Here is an 18627-nt window from a genome sequence, read left to right as displayed (position 1 = left end):
GCATGGCGACTGACGCGAGGCCGACGACCCCCGTGCCGCGGTTCCCGGACGGCTTCCTGTGGGGCGTGTCCACGTCCGCGCACCAGATCGAGGGCGCGGCCGGGCTGCGGGGGCCGTCCGTGTGGGACGCGTTCACGGCGGAGCCCGGCCGGGTGAGGGACGGTTCGACGGCGGCGGTGGCGTGCGACCACTACCACCGCTACCGCGAGGACGTGGCGCTCCTCGCCGGCCTCGGCGTGGACGCCTACCGCTTCTCGGTCTCCTGGCCACGGGTGGACTCGCCCGGCGGCCTGGACTTCTACGACCGCCTGGTCGACGAGCTGTGCGCGGCGGGGGTGCGGCCGGTGCCGACCCTCTTCCACTGGGACCTGCCGGTCGGCCTCGACTGGCTGGAGCGGGACACGGCGGCCCGGTTCGCCGAGTACGTGTCGGTCGTCGCGGAGCGCCTCGGCGACCGGGTCGGCAAGTGGATCACCCTCAACGAACCCGCCGAGCACACCCTGCTCGGCCACGCCCTGGGCGTCCACGCCCCCGGCCGGGAGCTGCTCTTCGACGCCCTCCCGGCCGCCCACCACCAGCTCCTGGCGCACGGCCTGGCGGTGCGGGCGCTGCGCGCGGCGGGCGCGACGGACGTCGGGATCGCCAACTCGCACGGTCCGACGTGGCCCGCCTCCGACGACCCGGCGGACCGGGAGGCGGCGGACTTCTACGACCTCCTGCTGAACCGGATGTTCGCCGACCCGCTGCTGACCGGGCGGTACCCGGAGGGCGTCGGCGAGCTCATGCCGGGTTCCGCCGAAGGAGTCGAGGCCGACCTGGAGGTCATCGCCGAGCCGCTGGACTGGTACGGCGTGAACTACTACGCGCCGACGCGGGTGGGCGCCCCGCAGGGCGCGGAGATCGAGTTCGGCGGGGTGACCCTCCCGGCCGAACTGCCCTTCTCGGTGCGCCGGATCGAGGGGCGGCCGGTGACGGACTTCGGCTGGCCCGTGGTCCCCGAGGGGCTGACGGAGCTGCTCACCGGCTTCCGCGACCGCTACGGCGACCGGCTCCCGCCGGTCGTGATCACCGAGAACGGCTGCTCCTACGAGGGCCTCGACGACCACGACCGCATCGCCTACCTCGACGGGCACGTGCGCGCCCTGCACCGGGCGGTCGAGGCGGGTGTGGACGTGCGCGGCTACTTCGTGTGGTCGCTCCTGGACAACTTCGAGTGGGCCGAGGGGTACGCCCGCCGCTTCGGACTGGTCCACGTGGACTTCGAGACGCTCCGGCGCACGCCCAAGGCGTCGTACGGCTGGTTCCGGGATCTGCTCGCCGGGCAGCGGCGGGTACCGGTCGGATAAACCCCTCGGTGCTGTCGGCGGGGAGTCGTACGCTGGAGTCAGCAGACACACCCGTCACGCGGCGGACGCCGCAGAGGAGGACGAGCAGGCCTAGAGCGCCGGCCCATGACTCAGACACCCTCAGCCCACACCCCCGCGCAGGGGCAGGCGAGCGCACGGATCACCGTCCCCGCCCAGCACCCCATGGTGACCGTACTGGGCTCCGGAGACTCCCTCCTGCGCGTGATCGAGAAGGCCTTCCCGGCGGCCGACATCCATGTCCGGGGCAATGAGATCAGCGCCGTCGGCGACACCCATGAGGTCGCTCTCGTACAGCGCGTGTTCGACGAGATGATGCTGGTGCTGCGCACCGGGCAGCCGATGACGGAGGACGCAGTGGAACGCTCGATCGCCATGCTCAAGGCGAGCGAGAACGGGGAGAGCGACGGCCGGGAGACCCCGGCCGAGGTGCTCACGCAGAACATCCTGTCCTCGCGCGGCCGCACGATCCGCCCCAAGACGCTGAACCAGAAGCGGTACGTCGACGCGATCGACAAGCACACGATCGTCTTCGGCATCGGCCCCGCGGGCACCGGCAAGACCTACCTGGCGATGGCCAAGGCGGTGCAGGCCCTGCAGTCCAAGCAGGTCAACCGCATCATCCTGACCCGCCCGGCGGTCGAGGCCGGTGAGCGGCTCGGCTTCCTGCCGGGCACGCTGTACGAGAAGATCGACCCGTATCTGCGCCCGCTGTACGACGCGCTGCACGACATGCTCGACCCGGACTCGATCCCGCGGCTGATGGCGGCGGGCACGATCGAGGTCGCGCCGCTGGCGTACATGCGCGGCCGTACGCTGAACGACGCGTTCATCATCCTGGACGAGGCCCAGAACACCAGCCCCGAGCAGATGAAGATGTTCCTCACCCGGCTCGGCTTCGAGTCGAAGATCGTGATCACGGGTGACGTGACGCAGGTCGACCTGCCGGGCGGCACCAAGTCGGGTCTGCGGCAGGTGCAGGAGATCCTGGAGGGCGTCGAGGACGTCCACTTCTCCCGGCTCACGTCCCACGACGTCGTCCGGCACAAGCTGGTGGGCCGTATCGTCGACGCCTACGAGCAGTACGACAGCAGGAACGGCACCGAGAACGGCGGCCACAACGGCGGCCGGACACCGAGACACGGTGCCAAGGCCAAGGGGAAGTAGACCAGCACGACCATGTCGATCGACGTCAACAACGAGTCCGGAACCGAGGTCGACGAGCAGGCGATCCTCGACATCGCCCGCTACGCGCTCGCGCGGATGCGCATCCACCCGCTCTCCGAGCTCTCGGTGATCGTCGTGGACGCCGGTGCCATGGAGCAGCTGCACATCCAGTGGATGGACCTGCCGGGTCCCACCGACGTGATGTCCTTCCCGATGGACGAGCTGCGTCCGCCGTCCAAGGACGAGGAGGAGGCGCCGCAGGGGCTGCTCGGCGACATCGTGCTCTGCCCCGAGGTCGCCGCCAAGCAGGGCACCGAGGCGCCGACGGAGCACTCCATGGACGAGGAGCTCCAGCTCCTGACCGTCCACGGGGTGCTGCACCTGCTCGGGTACGACCACGAGGAGCCCGACGAGAAGGCCGAGATGTTCGGTCTGCAGGCCGCGATCGTGGACGGCTGGCGTGCGGAGCGGGGCCTGACCGGCCCGTCCCCGGCCCCGACGGTCTCATGAGCCTCCCGCTCGTCGCCGGTGCCGTCGCCCTGGTGGTGGTCGCCTGGCTGGCCGCGTGCGCGGAGGCGGGGCTCGCGAGGGTCTCCAGCTTCCGCGCCGAGGAGGCGGTACGGTCCGGGCGCCGGGGCGGCGAGAAGCTCGCCCAGGTCGCCGCGGACCCGACGCGCTACCTGAACGTGGCGCTGCTGGTGCGGGTCGCCTGCGAGATGGCGGCCGCCGCGCTGGTCACGTACGGCTGTCTGAGGGAGTTCGACGGCACCGGCGAGGCGCTGATCATCGCCATCGCGGTGATGGTGCTGCTCTCCTACGTCGCCGTCGGGGTCTCGCCGCGCACCATCGGGCGCCAGCACCCGCTGAACACGGCGACCGCGGCGGCGTACGTGCTGCTGCCGCTGGCCCGGATCATGGGCCCGATCCCCTCGCTGCTCATCCTCATCGGCAACGCGCTCACTCCCGGCAAGGGCTTCCGCCGGGGTCCCTTCGCCTCGGAGGCGGAGCTGCGGGCGCTGGTGGACTACGCGGAGGCGGAGTCGCTGATCGAGGCCGAGGAGCGCCGCATGGTGCACTCGGTGTTCGAGCTGGGCGACACCCTCGTGCGGGAGGTCATGGTGCCGCGCACCGACCTCGTCGTCATCGAGCGCTACAAGACCATCCGGCAGGCCCTCACCCTCGCCCTGCGCTCCGGTTTCTCCCGGATACCGGTGACCGGCGACAGCGAGGACGACATCGTCGGCATCGTCTACCTGAAGGACCTGGTCCGCAGGACGCACATCAGCCGGGACGCGGAGAGCGACCTGGTCTCCACCGCGATGCGCCCGGCGTCCTTCGTGCCGGACACCAAGAACGCCGGTGACCTGCTGCGCGAGATGCAGAAGGAGCGCAACCACGTCGCCGTCGTCATCGACGAGTACGGCGGCACGGCGGGCATCGTCACCATCGAGGACATCCTGGAGGAGATCGTCGGCGAGATCACCGACGAGTACGACCGGGAGCTGCCGCCGGTGGAGGAGCTGGGCGGGGACCGCTTCCGGGTCACCGCCCGCCTGGACATCGGCGACCTGGGCGAGCTGTACGGCCTGGACGAGTACGACGACGAGGACGTGGAGACGGTCGGCGGGCTGCTGGCGAAGGCGCTGGGCCGGGTCCCGATCGCCGGGGCGTCCTCGATCGTGGAGCTGCCCGACGGCCGTGAGCTGCGGCTGACGGCGGAGGCCGCGGCCGGCCGCCGGAACAAGATCGTGACGGTGCTGGTGGAGCCGGTGGGCGCGGCGAAGCCGGCCGAGGAGGCCGTGTCCGAATGACCCCCGGGGAACTGCGCGACTTCTGTCTGTCCTTCAACGCCGCGGTGGAGGACTTCCCCTTCAGCCCCGAGATCTCGGTCTTCAAGGTGCTGGGGAAGATGTTCGCGCTCACCTCCCTGGACGGGCGGCCGCTCACGGTCAACCTCAAGTGCGACCCGGACGACGCGGTCCGGCTGCGCGACGACCACCCGGGGCTGATCGTCCCCGGGTGGCACATGAACAAGCGGCACTGGAACACGGTGACGGTGGGCGGCGGACGCGACGGCGGACCCGGCGGCTCTGGCGGCGGACTCCCGGACCGTGTCGTCCGGGAGCTCGTGGAGGACTCGTACGACCTCGTCGTCGCCGGTCTACCGCGCGCGGAGCGGCTCCGCCTCGACCGCCCCTGAGCCCGCCGTCCGGCCGGCGCGCAGCCCCACCGCGACCAGTACGGCCGCCGCCAGCACGATCACCGCGTCCAGGACCAGCACCGTGTGGACGCCGGACCCGAGGTCGGTGGCGGTCGTGGCCAGCACGCCGAGCAGCGGGATGCCGACGGTGATGCCGACCTGCTGGGTGGAGGTGACCAGGCCGGTCGCCAGGCCCTGCTCCTCGTCGGGGACGCCGGAGGTGACGGTCAGGCCGTAGGAGATGATCGCGCCAAGGTGGCACATGCTGGCCAGGGACACGGCGGCCGTGGCGAGCACCACCGACCAGCTTCCCTCCCCCATCACCAGCAGCGGCAGCCCCAGCAGGCCCTGCCCGGCGAGCGAGCCCACCAGGGTGCGGCGGGCGCCGAAGCGGCCGATGACGCGCGGGGCGTACGAACCGGCCACCACCGACAGCACGCCCTGCACCCCGAAGACGAGACCGGTCTCGAAGGCGCTCAGGTGCAGGATCTCCTGGAGGTACAGGGTGAGCACGAAGACGACCGTCGACATCATCGAGAAGGTGACGAGACCGCCCAGGTTGCCCCACGCCACCGTGCGGCGGCGCAGCATCGGCAGCGAGACCAGCGGCGCCGCGCTGCGCGACTCGACGGCCACGAAGGCGGCCAGGAGCAGCAGGCCCGCGACGAGGGTGACGAGAACGTCGGTGCGGCCGAAGCCGTGCTCGGCGGCCGTGGTGAGGGCGTAGATCAGGGAGAGCAGGCCGGCGGTGACGGTGACCGCGCCGGGGACGTCGAGGCGGGGCCGCTCGGGAGTTCGGGACTCGGGCAGCAGGCGGGGCGCGAGGGGCAGCACGACGAGTGCGAACAGGGCGAGCAGGCCCATGGTGGAGCGCCAGCCCAGCAGGTCGGTCAGGACGCCGCCGGCCACCATGCCGACGGTGAAGCCGAGCGAGAGCAGGGTGCCGGAGATGCCGAGGGCGCGGTCGCGGGCGGGGCCCTCCGGGAACGTCGTGGTCAGCAGCGACATGCCGGTCGGGACGATGGCCGCCGCGCCGAGGCCCTGGAGGGCGCGACCGGCGAGGAAGGAGGCCGGGTCCCAGGCGAGGGTGGCCAGCAGGGAGGCGGCACCGAAGAGCGCGAGCCCGGCCAGGAAGAGCCGCCGCCGGCCGTAGAGGTCGCCCATGCGCCCGAAGAGCAGCAGGAACCCGCCGGACGGCAGCGCGAACGCGGTGACCGCCCACTGGAGGGCGGAGGTACTCATGCCGAGGTCCGCGCCGAGCACGGGCAGGGCGACGTTCAGGACGGAGAAGTCGAGCGCGACCATGAACTGGGCCGCGCAGAGCACGAACAGGACCAGCCGGTCGCGGGCGGAGAGCCGTGCAGCGGACGGTTCCGCCGCCACGGGGGCCGGGGTGGAAGTCGGGGTGGTGTCGATCGCCATGGACATGAGCCTCGGGCCCCCGGAATAGTTGTGGGGAGACGCCGATTGTTCTGGTGGTGCCACCACCAGGCACCGGCGGGTTGGCTACGGGGGGAGTGCGTACGTGCCGGACGTGATCACGAGGACCGGGACCGCGGGCCGGGACCGGCGCCGCAGTGAGCTGCGGGAGTTCCTGATGAGCCGCCGGGCGCGGGTGTCCCCGGCCGAGGTCGGCCTGCCGGACGGCGGGGCGCGGCGCCGCACGCCGGGGCTGCGCCGCGAGGAGGTGGCCGTGCTCGCCGGGGTCGGCGCGTCCTGGTACCAGTGGCTGGAGCAGGGCCGCGACATCTCCGTCTCCCCGCAGGTGCTGGACGCGGTCGGCCGGGTGCTGCGGCTCAGCAACACCGAGCGCCGCCATCTGTACGTGCTGGCGGGGCTGAACCCGCCCGCGGCCGAGGTGGAGCCGTCGAAGCGGGACATGTGCGAGGGGCTGCGGCGCCTGATCGACACGTGGATGCCGTATCCGGCGCACATCATGGACCGCTACTACAACTGCGTGCTGTACAACGACGCGGCGGCGATGGTGCTGGGCATGCGGCCCGAGACGACGTGGAACTGCATCCTCGACTTCTTCACCGACCCCCTCTACCGCTCCCGGGCCCGCAACTGGGAGCACAACGCGCGCACGGTCGTCGCCCAGTTCCGCGCCACCTGTGCGGCCAACCCGGACGACGAGGGCTTCCAGCAGGTGCTGGCGGACCTGAAGGAGGCCAGCGCCGAGTTCGCCGCGCTGTGGGAGGAGCGGGACATCGAGGACGCGGGGCAGATCCGCAAGGAGCTGGACCACCCGCTGGTCGGCCTCCTCAGCCTGGAGTCGACGGCGCTCCAGGTCCCCGCCCGCCCCGACCTGACGATCGTGCTGCACACGCCGCTGGAGGAGGCGAACACGGCGGCGAAGCTGGAGTGGCTGGCCTCGCCGGAGGGCCGGCGCGGGGCGATGTACCCGGTGGCGGGGTGAGCGGCCCGGCGCCCGGCGGGGCTCCGTATGCTCACCCCATGACCACCGAGACTCCCGGCCTCGACCCCGAGGACCGCAAGATCGTCACCCTGGCCCGCTCGGCCCGCGCGCGCAACGGCGTGCCCGAGGGCGCGGCCGTTCGCGACGAGACCGGCCGCACGTACGTCGCCGGGACCGTCGCCCTGGACTCCCTGAAGCTCAGCGCGCTGCGCACGGCGGTGGCGATGGCGGTGGCGTCCGGCGCGAAGTCCCTGGAGGCGGCGGCGGTGGTGACCGCTGCGGAGTCGGCGTCGGAGGAGGACCGGGCGGCGGTGCGCGACCTGGGCGGGGCCGGGACACCGGTGCTGGTGGCTTCGCCCGACGGCACGGTACGGGCCACGGTGAGCGCGGGCTGACGCTTCGGGGCCCGGCGGACGACCGTGGTACGGCGGGGCTTCGGGGATCAGGGACAATGGGCGCCATGAGCGTTCGTACCCAGTCATCCGAAGAACCGGCCGAGACTGTTCACCGGGCCGGCTTCGCCTGCTTCGTGGGCCGTCCCAACGCGGGCAAGTCCACCCTGACGAACGCTCTGGTCGGGCAGAAGGTGGCGATCACCTCCAACCGCCCGCAGACCACCCGGCACACCGTGCGGGGCATCGTGCACCGCGAGGACGCGCAGCTGATCCTGGTGGACACCCCGGGGCTGCACAAGCCGCGCACCCTGCTGGGCGAGCGGCTCAACGACGTGGTGCGCACCACGTGGGCCGAGGTGGACGTCATCGGCTTCTGCCTGCCGGCGAACGAGAAGCTGGGCCCCGGTGACCGCTTCATCGCCAAGGAGCTGGCGGGGATCAGGAAGACCCCGAAGGTCGCGATCGTCACCAAGACCGACCTGGTGGACTCCAAGACGCTGGCCGAGCAGCTGATCGCGATCGACCAGCTGGGCAAGGAGCTGGGGATCACCTGGGCGGAGATCGTCCCGGTGTCCGCCACGGCGAACCAGCAGGTGGACCTGCTCGCCGACCTGCTCACCCCGCTGCTGCCCGAGGGCCCGGCGCTCTACCCCGAGGGCGACCTGACGGACGAGCCCGAGCAGGTCATGGTCGCGGAGCTGATCCGCGAGGCCGCGCTGGAGGGCGTCCGGGACGAGCTGCCGCACTCCATCGCGGTGGTCGTCGAGGAGATGCTCCCGCGCGAGGACCGCCCCGCGGACAAGCCCCTCCTGGACATCCACGCCAACGTCTACATCGAGCGCCCGAGCCAGAAGGGCATCATCATCGGCCCCAAGGGCAAGCGCCTGAAGGACGTCGGTATCAAGTCCCGCACCCAGATCGAGGCCCTCCTCGGGACCCCGGTCTTCCTGGACCTGCACGTGAAGGTCGCCAAGGACTGGCAACGCGACCCGAAGCAGCTGCGGCGCCTCGGGTTCTGAAGCCTCCGAGGGGCGGGGCCGTCAGGGTGTCGGGCGGCGGAAGCCGATGGTCGGGACCGCGCGGCGCAGGGGCCAGGAGCCGGGCTGGGCGTCGGGGACCAGTCCGGCCAGGAAGGCGTAGCGGCGCAGGGCCGTCGGGTCCTGGCTCTCGACCGACTGGACCTTGCGCCACCAGGTGGCGATCTCGCACCACCCGGGTGCCGCCAGCGAGCCGCCGAACTCCTGGACGGACAGGGCCGCGGTCAGGCCCGCGAAGGCGAGCCGGTCGGCGAGCGGCCAGCCGGCCAGGGTGCCGGTGACGAAGCCGGCCACGAACACGTCCCCGGCGCCGGTCGGGTCCAGGGCCTCCACCTCGATGGCCGGGACCTCGGCGCTCTCCCCCGTGCGCCGGTCCACCGCGTAGGCGCCGTCCGCGCCGAGGGTGACCACGGCGAGCGGCACGTGCTCGGTCAGGGCGTGCGCGGCGGCCCGGGGGCAGGTGGCGCCGGTGTAGCGCATGGCCTCCTCCGCGTTCGGCAGGAAGGCCTCGCAGTGCGCGAGGTCGGGCAGGGCCGCCAGGTCCCAGGCACCGGTGTCGTCCCAGCCGACGTCGGCGAAGACGCGGGTGCCGCGCGCGGCGGCCTGGGCGATCCAGGGGGCGCGGACACCGGGCGTGAGGGAGGCGACGGCGGCACGCGCGCGGGGCGGGCAGTCGGGGGACGGCTCCTCCGGCGGCGGTTCGTGGCCGTGGGAGACCATCGTGCGCTCCCCCTCGTACGCCATCGAGACCGTCACCGGCGAGTGCCAGCCGGGCACGGTGCGGGACGGGGACAGGTCGATGCCCTCGCCCTGGGACAGGGCGTCCCAGCAGTAGTCGCCGTAGTGGTCGTCACCGAACGCGGCGGCCAGCGAGGTGCGCAGACCGAGGCGGGCCAGCGCGGTCGCCATGTTGGCGATGCCGCCCGGGCTCGACCCCATCCCCCGGGCCCAGGACTCGGTCCCGCGCACCGGGGCGGAGTCGAGGCCGGTGAAGACCACGTCGAGGAAGACGGTGCCCGTCAGGTACACGTCCCAGGGCGGGTCCTGCGGGGTGCGCAGGGCGGCCAGGGGATCGACCTGGGGGTGGCGGTGCGATCCCTCGGGCGGGACGTGGCGGTGCGTTCTCTCGTCGGCCGGCATGACCGGAACGTCGGTCGAGTCGGGCACGTCGGTGGACACGGTGGACGCTGTCACGGTGCGCTCCCTGGCATGGTGCGGACCCCGCCAGTGTGCACCACGCCACCGACAGTGCGGCGGTGCCGGCCGCGTGGCGTCAGGCGGTGGCAGGACCCGGCTGCGCGGTCCGGGCGGCGCCCGGGGTGGTCTCCGGCGCGGGGGCCGCCGCCGCCCTGTCCGGCCGGGTGCGGACCCGGTCGTTGCGTCCGCCACCGCGCACCAGCAGCACGCTCAGCGCGGCCAGGAAGCCGACGACGGTCAGCCCGACCAGGCCGCCCTTGGTCGAGCCGGTCGTGTCCTCGATGATGCCGAAGGCGGTGGGGGCGACGAACCCGCCGAGGTTGCCGATGGAGTTGATCAGCGCGATGCCGGGGGCCGCGGCGCGGGCGTCGAGATAGCTCTGCGGGATGGTCCAGAAGACCGGGGAGGCCGGTTTGAAACCCATCGCGGCCAGGCACAGCGCGCCGAGCCCGACCCAGGGCGAGACGAACACGGCCAGCAGGGTGCCGCAGCCGCCGAGCAGGAGCAGGACGACCAGCACGGGCCTGCGCTTGCCGATGCGGTCGGAGACCCGGCCGCTGACGAACAGGGCGACCAGCGCGCACAGCCACGGCACGGCGGTCAGCAGCCCCACCTGGAAGTCGCTCACCCCGCCGATGTCGTCCACGATCGACGGCAGCCAGAAGGTCACCGCGTACAGGGCGACGTTGATGGCGAAGTAGATCCAGAGGAAGAGCAGCATCTGGGGGTCGGCGAGCAGCTTCCAGCGGGAGACCCTGGCCGCCTTCTCGCCGCGCCGCGCGTCGCGTTCGTCCTGCTCGGCGTCGATGGCCGCGACGAGGCCGGACTTCTCCTCGTCGGTCAGCCACGTCGCCTGCTCGACGCCCGAGTCGAGGAAGCGGTAGACGACGAAGCCGAGGACGACGGAGAAGACACCCTCGATGAAGAACATCCACTGCCAGCCCGCGTGGCCCCAGATCCCGTGCATCTCCATCAACGCACCCGAGACGGGGCCGACGATGACGGTGGCGGTGCCGGAACCCATCAGGAAGATCGACGTGGCCCGGCCCCGGTGGGAGTCGGGGAGCCAGCGGCTGAAGTAGTAGATGACGGCCGGGAAGAAGCCCGCCTCGGCGACGCCGAGCAGGAAGCGCAGGGCGTAGAACATCTCCACGCTGTCGACGAAGGCCATCGCGGTGGCGACCACACCCCAGCTGATCATGATGCGGGTGAGCCACACCTTGGCCCCGAACCGCTCCATCAGCATGTTGGAGGGGACTTCGAAGATGGCGTACGCGATGAAGAAAATGCCGGCGCCGAGGCCGAACGCGGCGGCCGACAGGCCGACGTCGGCGCGGAGTTCGTCCTGGGCGAAGCCCAGGTTGACGCGGTCCATGTAGTTCGCCACGAACATGACGAAGAAGAGGGGGACCACGCGGCGGAAGATCTTGCGGACGGCGGACTGTACGGCGGGGGAATGCACCTCGGGGGCTTCAGCGGACACGAGCGGCTCCGGTCGTGGCAGGGAGGGGGGAGGGGAACGGCTTCACCAACGCGGGACGGACGGGGTGACCCACTCCGGGTCGGCGACCCGCATCGCCGCCGCGTCGTCGCGGTCGCGCAGCGTGCCGTCGTCCTCGAGCCAGCGCCGGTGCAGGAACGCCAGGCGCTCGCGGTCGAGTTCGACGCCGAGGCCGGGAGCGTCGGAGACGGCGACCTTGCCGCCGTCGAAGGTCAGCCGTTCGGTGAGCACGTCCTCGGACTGCCAGGGGTAGTGGGAGTCGCAGGCGTGGTGGAGGTTGGGCACGGTGGCCGCGACGTGGGTCATCGCGGCGAGGCTGATGCCCAGGTGGGTGTTGGAGTGCATGGAGACGCCGACGCCGAAGGTGCGGCAGACGGCGGCCAGTTGCTGGGTGTTGCGCAGTCCGCCCCAGTAGTGGTGGTCGGAGAGCACGACCTGCACGGCGCCCTTGGTGAACGCCTCCTGGATCTCGGCGAACGTCGTCACGCACATGTTGGTGGCGAGCGGCACCCCGGTCTTCGCGGCGACCTCGGCCATCGCCGGGGTGCCGAGCGCGGGGTCCTCCAGGTACTCCAGGACGTCGCCGAGTTCCGCCGCGACCTCGAGGGAGGTCTCCACGGACCAGGCGCCGTTGGGGTCCAGGCGCAGGGGGTGCCCGGGGAACGCCTCGGCGAGCGCCTTGACCGCGGCGATCTCCTCCTCCGGCGGGAAGACGCCGCCCTTGAGCTTGAAGGAGGTGAAGCCGTACCGCTCGGTGAAGGCGCGGGCCTGGGCGACGATGCCGGCCGGGTCGACGGCCGCTCCCCAGTCGTCCTTCTCTCCGGCCACGCCCTCGGGGTGGTCGGCCCACTTGTAGAAGAGGTAGGCGCTGTACTCGACGGCGTCGCGGACCTTGCCGCCGAGCAGGGCGTGCACGGGCAGGCCGAGCGCCTTGCCGAGGGCGTCGAGGCAGGCGACCTCGAAGCCGGAGACGACGGACAGGCGCAGCTTGTCGGCGGTCTGGACGCCGCGCAGCCCGCCGACGTCCACCTGCCCGGAAACCCGGGAGGAGTCGACGGCGACCTCGTCGGCGAGGGTGAACAGGCCGTTCAGGTCGGACACCTGACGGCTGACCAGCTTGTCCGCGAACGGACGGGCCAGCTCCAGGTACTTGGCGTCGCCGTAGGTCTCGCCGACGCCGGTGACGCCGTCGGCGGTCTCCACCTCGACGATCAGGCGGGGGGTGTAGGGCTGGTGCACGCCCTGGGTGTTCAGCAGGGGCGGGTCGGCGACCAGGATCGGCGTCAGGTGGACGGCCGTGATGGTGAGGTCGCGGGTCACAGGGCGGCTCCTACGAGGTCGAGTCCGGTGGTGAGCAGGGTCTTGAGGGCGGCGAGGTCGGCGGGCGACGGATCGGTGAGGGGGGCGCGGACGGGGCCGACGGGGCAGCCGCGCAGCCGGGCCGCCGCCTTCACCAGGGACACGGCGTATCCGGGGACGCGGTCGCGCAGTTCGACGAGCGGGACGTAGAAGTCGCGCAGCAGCTTGTCGACCGTGCCGGTGTCGCCGCCGCGCAGGGCGGCGAGGAAGGCGTTCGCGATCTCGGGCGCGAAGGCGTGCACGGCGGAGGAGTAGGCGGGGACGCCGACGGCGGCGTAGGCACGGGCCTGGACCTCGGCGGTGGCGGCGCCGTTGAAGAACAGGAAGTCGTCGGGCGCGGCGAGGACCGTGCGCTGGAGGCGGTCGAGGTCGCTGTGGCCGTCCTTGAGGCCGATCACGCCGGGGACGCGGGCCAGGCGCCGGACGGACTCGGCGGTGTAGGCGACCTGGCCGCGCTGGTAGGCGATGAGCGGGAGCCGGGTGCCCGCGGCGATCCGCTCCACCTGGGCGACCAGGCCGTCCTGCGGGGCGGCGGTGAGGTAGTGCGGCATGACGAGGAGGGCGTCGGCCCCGGCCTCCTCGGCGATGCGCGCGAACCGCAGGGCCTGCGCCCAGCCGTAGCCGGTCCCGGCGACGACCGGCACGCTCCCGGCCGTCTCCTCGACGGCGATGGCGACCGCCTGCCGGTACTCGTCCTCGTCCAGGGAGAAGAACTCGCCGGTGCCGCAGGCGGGGAAGAGGGCTCCGGGACCGGCGGCGAGCCGTTCGGCGACGTAGGCCCGGTATCCGTCGGCGTCGAAGGAGCCGTCCTCGTGGAAGCTGGTCAGCGGGAAGGACAGCACGCTCGCCGCCATGCCTTCGCGCAGCCGCCGGACGACGGCCGCCCGCCCGGTGTCGGGGTCGGGATCGGGGACGGGGCCCACACTCGTCGTCTGCATCACTTCTCGCTGTCTCCGTATGTAGATGGCGTCTACGTATGGAGATGGAGATTAGAGAGGTGGCCGTTGGGCGTCAATGGGTCGGGGGCATCCGTTTACGATCGGCCCATGTCGGAGACTGGGGACGCGACGCCGGGCGGCGTCCGCGAGGTGAAGTCCGCGGCGCGCACGGTGGAGCTGCTGGAGGTGCTGGCCGCGCGCGGCGACCGTCCGGCCCGCCTCCAGGAACTGGCGGACGGACTGGGGGTGCCGCGCAGTTCGATGTACGCGCTGCTGCAGACCCTGATCTCGCGCGGCTGGGTCCGCACCGACGTCACCGGCTCGCTCTACGGCATCGGCATCCACGCCCTGCTCACCGGCACCAGCTACCTGGACTCCGACCCCCGGGTGCGGGCGGTGCGGCCGTACCTCGACGAGGCGTCCGAGGCGCTGGGCGAGACCATCCACCTGGGGCGGCTGGACGGGCACGACGTGGCGTACCTGGCCACCCGGGAGTCGCACGAATACCTGCGCACGATCAGCCGGGTGGGACGCCGGCTGCCCGCCCACGTGGGCGCGCTCGGCAAGGCGCTGCTGGCGGAGCGGCCGGACGCGGACCTGCCCGAGGGGCCGTACGAGGTGTTCACCCCGAACACGCACACCAGCAGGGAGGCCCTGATGGCCGACCTCGCCCGGACCAGGGAGCGCGGATACTCCGTCGACCGCGAGGAGGGTGTGGCCGGCATCGTCGGTTTCGGCTTCGCGCTGCGCTACGACGCCCCGGCGCTGGACGCGGTCAGCTGCTCGGTGCCGGTGGCCCGGCTGACGCCGGATCACGAGGCACGGATCGTGGCGGTGATGCGGGAGATCAGGGCAAAACTGGAGGCGACGGTTCCGGCCGGAGGCGGCTCGATCCACTGGCGTTAGCGCTCGCTGCTACCCCGCTTCCAAACCCCCAAACGGATATGTGACCTAGATCACATCGACCCGCCTGTTTCGGGGCTCCTTCCGCTTGATACAAATTGCCCGCGCGTCCTCGTCGGTCGACGGTCGTCGCCCCCTCCCTTCCCACCGTCCTTTCGCATGCCCTGGGAACGCCCGTGTTCGCCCCCCGCACCACCCCCTGGCCCCTCGTCGCCCTTTTCACGGCCGGGTACCTGCCTCCGTACCTGCTGCCCACCACCGTCGGCAGGCTCGACACCAGCCTTCCGCTGTCCACCACGCAGGCGGGCGCCGTCGGCAGTGCGCTGCTGCTGAGTTCGGCGACCGCGGGCTTCCTGCTGGCCTCCCGGGTGCAGCGCGTCGGCGCCCGGACACTGGCCCGGCTCGGCCTCGCGCTGGCCGTCCTCGGCTACGGCGCCGCCGCGCTCACCACGGCCGTCCCGGCCGTCGTCGTCGGCGCGGTCGTGGGCGGTTTCGGATCGGGCACGGCCATGACGGTCGCCGCCACCCGGATCGCCGCCGAGAAGGATCCCCACCGCGCCTCCACGGTGGGCCTGCTGAGCGTGTCGGCGCTGGCCGGTGCGGTGTATCTGACGGTGCCGCAGCTCGGCCGGGCACACGGGCTGCCGCTGGCCGCGATCGCCCTGACGGCGCTGGCGGTGTGGCCGCTGACCGGCCGGCTGCCGGGCCCGGCGGCCGCCTCCCCGGCCGCAGTCGGCACCGACGCCACCGCCCCGCTCCCCCACCGCCGTTCGGGACTCGTCCTGGCCGTCACGGTGCTGTGCTGGTCCCTGGCCCAGAACTCCCTGTGGGGCGTCAGCGGCCGGATCGGGCTGACGCAGGCCGGACTGGGCAACGCCGCCCTCGGTGCCGTGTTCGCCGTCGCGCTGGGCGCGGGCCTGGTGGGCGTGCTGGTGGCGGGTGCGCTCGGGCCGCGGCTGGGGCGGGCGATGCCCGTCGGCGCCGGCACGGTGCTCATCGCGGGCTGTATCGCGGTGAGCGCGTCGGCGACGACACCGACGGCCTTCGCGACCGGCGAGATCGCCTGGAACACCGTCTACCCGGTCGTGCTGTCGTACCTGATCGGCCTCGCCGCCTCGCTCGACGCGCGCGGCCGGTGGGCGGTGCTCGTCGGCTCGGCGTCCTCGCTGGGCACCGCGGCCGGTCCGCTGGCCGGCAGCGTCCTGTCGGCGCAGGCCGGTTACGCGGGCATGGGGATGGTCCTGGCCGCCGGGCTGCTGCTGGTCGCCGCACCGCTGACCGCCGTCGCCCTGCACACCGCGGGCCGCCCGCTGCTGCCCGGCGCGATCCGCCGCCGCGGCGGCACCCCGGCCGCGCTGGTCGCCGCCGCCACCGGAACGCCGAGCGGTGCGGTGCCCGAGGTCGGTGCCGTGGAGCAGCCGGTCGTGGAGATCGACGTGGAGGCCCCGGCGGTGGCCGTCCGGGCCGCCTACGACACGGCGGGACCCCGGCAGGCGGCGGCCGCACCGGGGTCCGGGCCGGGCTGAGCCCTGCGCGGAGGAACCGCTACGCGGCGGGGAACTGGTACGCCTCGACCTCCGCGAGGTACCGCGCGCGCAGTTCCTCGTCGTCCTCGAGGAAGGAGGCGAGGAACGAGTTGCGGGCCAGCTCCCGCAGCCGCTCCCCGGTCAGGCCGAGGGCCTGGCGCACGGCGTCGAAGTTGTCGCCCGCGTAGCCGCCGAAGTAGGCCGGGTCGTCGGAGTTCACCGTGCACATCAGGCCCGCGTCGAGCATCGCGGGCAGCGGGTGGTCGGCGAGGGTGTCGACCGTGCGCAGCCGCACGTTGGACAGCGGGCACAGGGTGAGCGGGACGCGCTCGCGCACCAGCCGCTCGACCAGTGCCGGGTCCTCCACCGAGCGCAGCCCGTGGTCGACCCGCTCGACGCCGAGGACGTCGAGGGCCTCGACGACGTACGCGGGCGGCCCCTCCTCGCCCGCGTGCGCGACCCGGCGCAGGCCGAGGGCGGCGGCGGCCTCGTACACCTCGCGGAACTTGACGGGCGGGTGGCCGACCTCGGCGGAGTCCAGGCCGACGCCGGTGATGCGGTCGAGGTACGGCTTGGCCGCGTCCAGCGTCGCCATCGCCGACTCGGCGGACTCGTCGCGCAGGAAGCAGAGGATCAGCCGGGTGGAGACGCCGTGGTTCTCACGACTGGCCCCCAGTGCCCGCCACAGCCCCTCCATGACCGTGCCCATCTCCACGCCCCGGGCGAGGTGGGCCTGCGGGTCGAAGAAGATCTCGGCGTGCCGGACGCCCTGGGCGGCGGCGCGGGCGAGGTAGGCGTTCGCGAGGTCCTCGAAGTCCCGCTCGGTGCGCAGGACGGCCATCAGCTCGTAGTACAGGTTCAGGAAGGACTGGAGGTCGGCGAAGCGGTACGCCTCACGCAGGGCGTCCTCGTCCGCGTACGGCAGGGACACGCCGTTGCGGGCGGCCAGCGCGAAGGCCAGCTCGGGCTCCAGGGTGCCTTCGATGTGGAGGTGCAGTTCAGCTTTGGGCAGGGGCATCAGAGCATCGTACGGCGGTTTCACCGACGTTTCGGAACCGGTACGCGGGTGAGGTCGCGGGCCACGGTCAGCTCGCCCGCGTAACCGGCCGCGCGGGCCTGCCGTTCGAACTCCTCGGGATCCGAGTAGCGCTGGCTGAAGTGGGTGAGCACCAGGTGCCGTACCCCCGCGTCCCGGGCCACCCGCGCGGCCTGCCCGGCGGTGAGGTGGCCGTGGTCGGTGGCGAGGTTCTCGTCCTCGTCGAGGAAGGTCGACTCGATGACGAGCAGGTCGCACCCCTCGGCGAGCGCGTGCACGCCCTCGCAGAGCCGGGTGTCCATGACGAACGCGAACCGCTGGCCGCGGCGGACCTCGCTGACCTCGTCGAGCGGGACGCCGTGCAGCGAGCCGTCGCGCTGGATGCGGCCGACGTCGGGGCCCTTGATGCCGTGCGCGGCGAGGCGGTCGGGCAGCATGCGGCGGCCGTCGGGCTCGGTGAGCCGGTAGCCGTACGACTCGACGGGGTGCGACAGCCTGCGGGCGTCCAGGGTGTAGGCGGGGGTGACCGCGAGGGGGCCGTCGGCGGCGACCGGGGCCTCGGTGAGGGCGACGGTCTCGCGGTAGGCGGTGGCGTACCGCAGGCGCTCGAAGAAACGCTGCCCGGAGCGCGGGTAGTGGGCGCTGATCTCGTGCGGGACCCGGTCGAGGTTGATGCGCTGGATCACCCCGGCGAGGCCCAGGCTGTGGTCGCCGTGGAAGTGCGTGACGCAGATCCGGTTCAGGTCGTGGGCGGCGACCCCGGCGCGCAGCATCTGGCGCTGGGTGCCCTCGCCGGGGTCGAACAGGATGCCCTCGCCGTCCCAGCGCAGCAGGTAGCCGTTGTGGTTGCGGTGCCGGGTCGGGACCTGGCTGGCGGTGCCGAGGACGACGAGTTCACGTACGGACATGGCGGGTGGTGGTCCGGTTCTGTCCGGGTTATCCGGGGGGCCATTCGAGGCCGCGGCCGCCGAGCACGTGGGCGTGCGCGTGCCAGACGGTCTGGCCGGCGCCGCTGCCGGTGTTGAAGACGGTGCGGTAACTGTCCAGCTTCTCGTCGTCGGCGACGGCCTGGGTCTCGCGCAGCACGTCGGCGGCGAGCTGCGGGGCCTCGGCGGCGAGGGCGGCGGCGTCCTTGTGGTGCGCCTTGGGGATCACCAGGACGTGGGTGGGGGCCTGGGGGTTGATGTCCCGGAAGGCGACGGTGGTGTCCGTCTCGCGGACGATGGTCGCGGGGATCTGCCCTGCGACGATCTTGCAGAACAGACAGTCGTCCTGGGGTTCGCCAGCCACTTGGCTCTCCTCACGCCGGTGATCTTCTGATGGGCATCGTATCCGCCACCGCCGCCGCCGTAGCTGCGGGCAGCCGCGCCGCCGTGTAGCTGCGGGCAGTCGTGCCGCTGGGGCGGCACGGGTGGGCGCAGCGGCACCCGGCACGCGCCGGCAAGCGCCCCCACCCGGCGTCCACCACGACGCGCGGCGCCCGTGCCGGCGTGGGGGTCGGGAACGCAGCCCGGCGGAACGGGGTGCCGCCTGCGCCCACCCGTGCCGCCCTGGGGGCACCTACGCACCTACCAGGCCGTTCAGG

At 72.7% G+C, this 18627-nt stretch carries 18 protein-coding genes; 10 read left to right on the top strand and 8 right to left on the bottom strand.

Translation table 11 applies throughout. From position 1 onward, the window contains the following. Positions 1-2 precede the first annotated feature (2 nt). The 5 genes from Sru02f_RS06115 (at position 3) to Sru02f_RS06095 (ending at position 4731) form a co-directional block, all read left to right on the top strand. Positions 3-1346 (top strand): GH1 family beta-glucosidase, encoded by a 1344-nt coding sequence (locus Sru02f_RS06115; protein WP_109032991.1) that lies wholly within the window; start codon positions 3-5, stop codon positions 1344-1346. Between the two features lie 105 nt (positions 1347-1451). Continuing rightward, positions 1452-2531 (top strand): PhoH family protein, encoded by a 1080-nt coding sequence (locus Sru02f_RS06110; RefSeq protein WP_109032990.1) that lies wholly within the window; start codon positions 1452-1454, stop codon positions 2529-2531. A 12-nt stretch (positions 2532-2543) separates the two neighbouring features. Next, entirely contained in the window at positions 2544-3041 is a 498-nt protein-coding gene (gene ybeY, locus Sru02f_RS06105) for an rRNA maturation RNase YbeY (RefSeq protein WP_109032989.1), read from the top strand. After that, on the top strand, positions 3038-4342 hold the full coding sequence (locus tag Sru02f_RS06100) for a hemolysin family protein (protein WP_109032988.1): 1305 nt from the start codon (positions 3038-3040) through the stop codon (positions 4340-4342). Before ybeY ends, Sru02f_RS06100 begins: the two co-directional genes overlap by 4 nt. Then, positions 4339-4731 carry an MmcQ/YjbR family DNA-binding protein gene (locus Sru02f_RS06095; RefSeq protein ID WP_109032987.1) on the top strand — a complete coding sequence of 131 codons (393 nt, stop codon included), beginning with the start codon at positions 4339-4341 and terminating at the stop codon, positions 4729-4731. The genes Sru02f_RS06100 and Sru02f_RS06095 overlap by 4 nt, the downstream gene beginning before the upstream one ends. Here the strand turns inward: Sru02f_RS06095 and Sru02f_RS06090 are convergent. Further along, the gene (locus tag Sru02f_RS06090; protein ID WP_164278539.1) at positions 4693-6153 is read right to left on the bottom strand and encodes an MFS transporter; all 1461 of its coding nucleotides are present in this window, start codon (positions 6151-6153) and stop codon (positions 4693-4695) included. The genes Sru02f_RS06095 and Sru02f_RS06090 overlap by 39 nt on opposite strands. Before the next feature lie 103 nt (positions 6154-6256). Here Sru02f_RS06090 and Sru02f_RS06085 point away from each other — a divergent pair, with 103 nt between their 5' ends. From Sru02f_RS06085 to era, 3 genes are all read left to right on the top strand, one after another. Then, positions 6257-7150 (top strand): helix-turn-helix transcriptional regulator, encoded by an 894-nt coding sequence (locus tag Sru02f_RS06085; RefSeq protein WP_164278540.1) that lies wholly within the window; start codon positions 6257-6259, stop codon positions 7148-7150. 38 nt (positions 7151-7188) lie between these two features. Beyond that, on the top strand, positions 7189-7545 hold the full coding sequence (locus tag Sru02f_RS06080; protein WP_109032985.1) for a cytidine deaminase: 357 nt from the start codon (positions 7189-7191) through the stop codon (positions 7543-7545). 65 nt (positions 7546-7610) lie between these two features. Then, a complete protein-coding gene (era, locus tag Sru02f_RS06075) occupies positions 7611-8564 on the top strand; it encodes a GTPase Era (protein WP_109033106.1) in 954 nt (317 codons plus the stop codon). 21 nt (positions 8565-8585) lie between these two features. On the opposite strand, the gene Sru02f_RS06070 is transcribed toward era, so the two are convergent. The 4 genes from Sru02f_RS06070 to Sru02f_RS06055 all read right to left on the bottom strand — a co-directional run bounded on the left by Sru02f_RS06070 (position 8586) and on the right by Sru02f_RS06055 (position 13577). Next, entirely contained in the window at positions 8586-9722 is a 1137-nt protein-coding gene (locus Sru02f_RS06070; protein ID WP_203697316.1) for a carbohydrate kinase family protein, read from the bottom strand. Positions 9723-9855: 133 nt separating this feature from the next. Further along, on the bottom strand, positions 9856-11241 hold the full coding sequence (locus Sru02f_RS06065) for an MFS transporter (protein ID WP_109033105.1): 1386 nt from the start codon (positions 11239-11241) through the stop codon (positions 9856-9858). Between the two features lie 63 nt (positions 11242-11304). Further along, entirely contained in the window at positions 11305-12600 is a 1296-nt protein-coding gene (locus tag Sru02f_RS06060; RefSeq protein WP_109032983.1) for a glucarate dehydratase family protein, read from the bottom strand. Further along, the gene (locus tag Sru02f_RS06055; protein WP_109033104.1) at positions 12597-13577 is read right to left on the bottom strand and encodes a 5-dehydro-4-deoxyglucarate dehydratase; all 981 of its coding nucleotides are present in this window, start codon (positions 13575-13577) and stop codon (positions 12597-12599) included. The genes Sru02f_RS06060 and Sru02f_RS06055 overlap by 4 nt, the downstream gene beginning before the upstream one ends. Positions 13578-13685: 108 nt before the next feature. On the opposite strand from Sru02f_RS06055, the gene Sru02f_RS06050 reads away from it, so the two are divergent. After that, positions 13686-14483 (top strand): IclR family transcriptional regulator, encoded by a 798-nt coding sequence (locus tag Sru02f_RS06050; RefSeq protein ID WP_109032982.1) that lies wholly within the window; start codon positions 13686-13688, stop codon positions 14481-14483. Between the two features lie 173 nt (positions 14484-14656). Further along, the gene (locus tag Sru02f_RS06045; RefSeq protein WP_109032981.1) at positions 14657-16006 is read left to right on the top strand and encodes an MFS transporter; all 1350 of its coding nucleotides are present in this window, start codon (positions 14657-14659) and stop codon (positions 16004-16006) included. Between the two features lie 19 nt (positions 16007-16025). Here Sru02f_RS06045 and Sru02f_RS06040 read toward each other — a convergent pair whose 3' ends face one another. The 3 genes from Sru02f_RS06040 to Sru02f_RS06030 are packed head-to-tail and all read right to left on the bottom strand — an operon-like array spanning position 16026 to position 18332. Continuing rightward, positions 16026-17024: an adenosine deaminase gene (locus tag Sru02f_RS06040; protein ID WP_164271037.1), complete on the bottom strand. Its 999-nt coding sequence runs from the start codon at positions 17022-17024 to the stop codon at positions 16026-16028. A 20-nt stretch (positions 17025-17044) separates the two neighbouring features. After that, positions 17045-17950: a ribonuclease Z gene (locus Sru02f_RS06035; protein WP_109032979.1), complete on the bottom strand. Its 906-nt coding sequence runs from the start codon at positions 17948-17950 to the stop codon at positions 17045-17047. A gap of 28 nt (positions 17951-17978) precedes the next feature. After that, a complete protein-coding gene (locus Sru02f_RS06030) occupies positions 17979-18332 on the bottom strand; it encodes a histidine triad nucleotide-binding protein (protein ID WP_003976256.1) in 354 nt (117 codons plus the stop codon). Positions 18333-18627 lie beyond the last annotated feature (295 nt).

The sequence above is a fragment of the Streptomyces rubrogriseus genome, from assembly GCF_027947575.1.
Classification (GTDB): domain Bacteria; phylum Actinomycetota; class Actinomycetes; order Streptomycetales; family Streptomycetaceae; genus Streptomyces; species Streptomyces rubrogriseus.
Note: the sequence above shows the minus strand (reverse complement) of the source record. Positions and strands in the feature narration are given on the sequence as shown.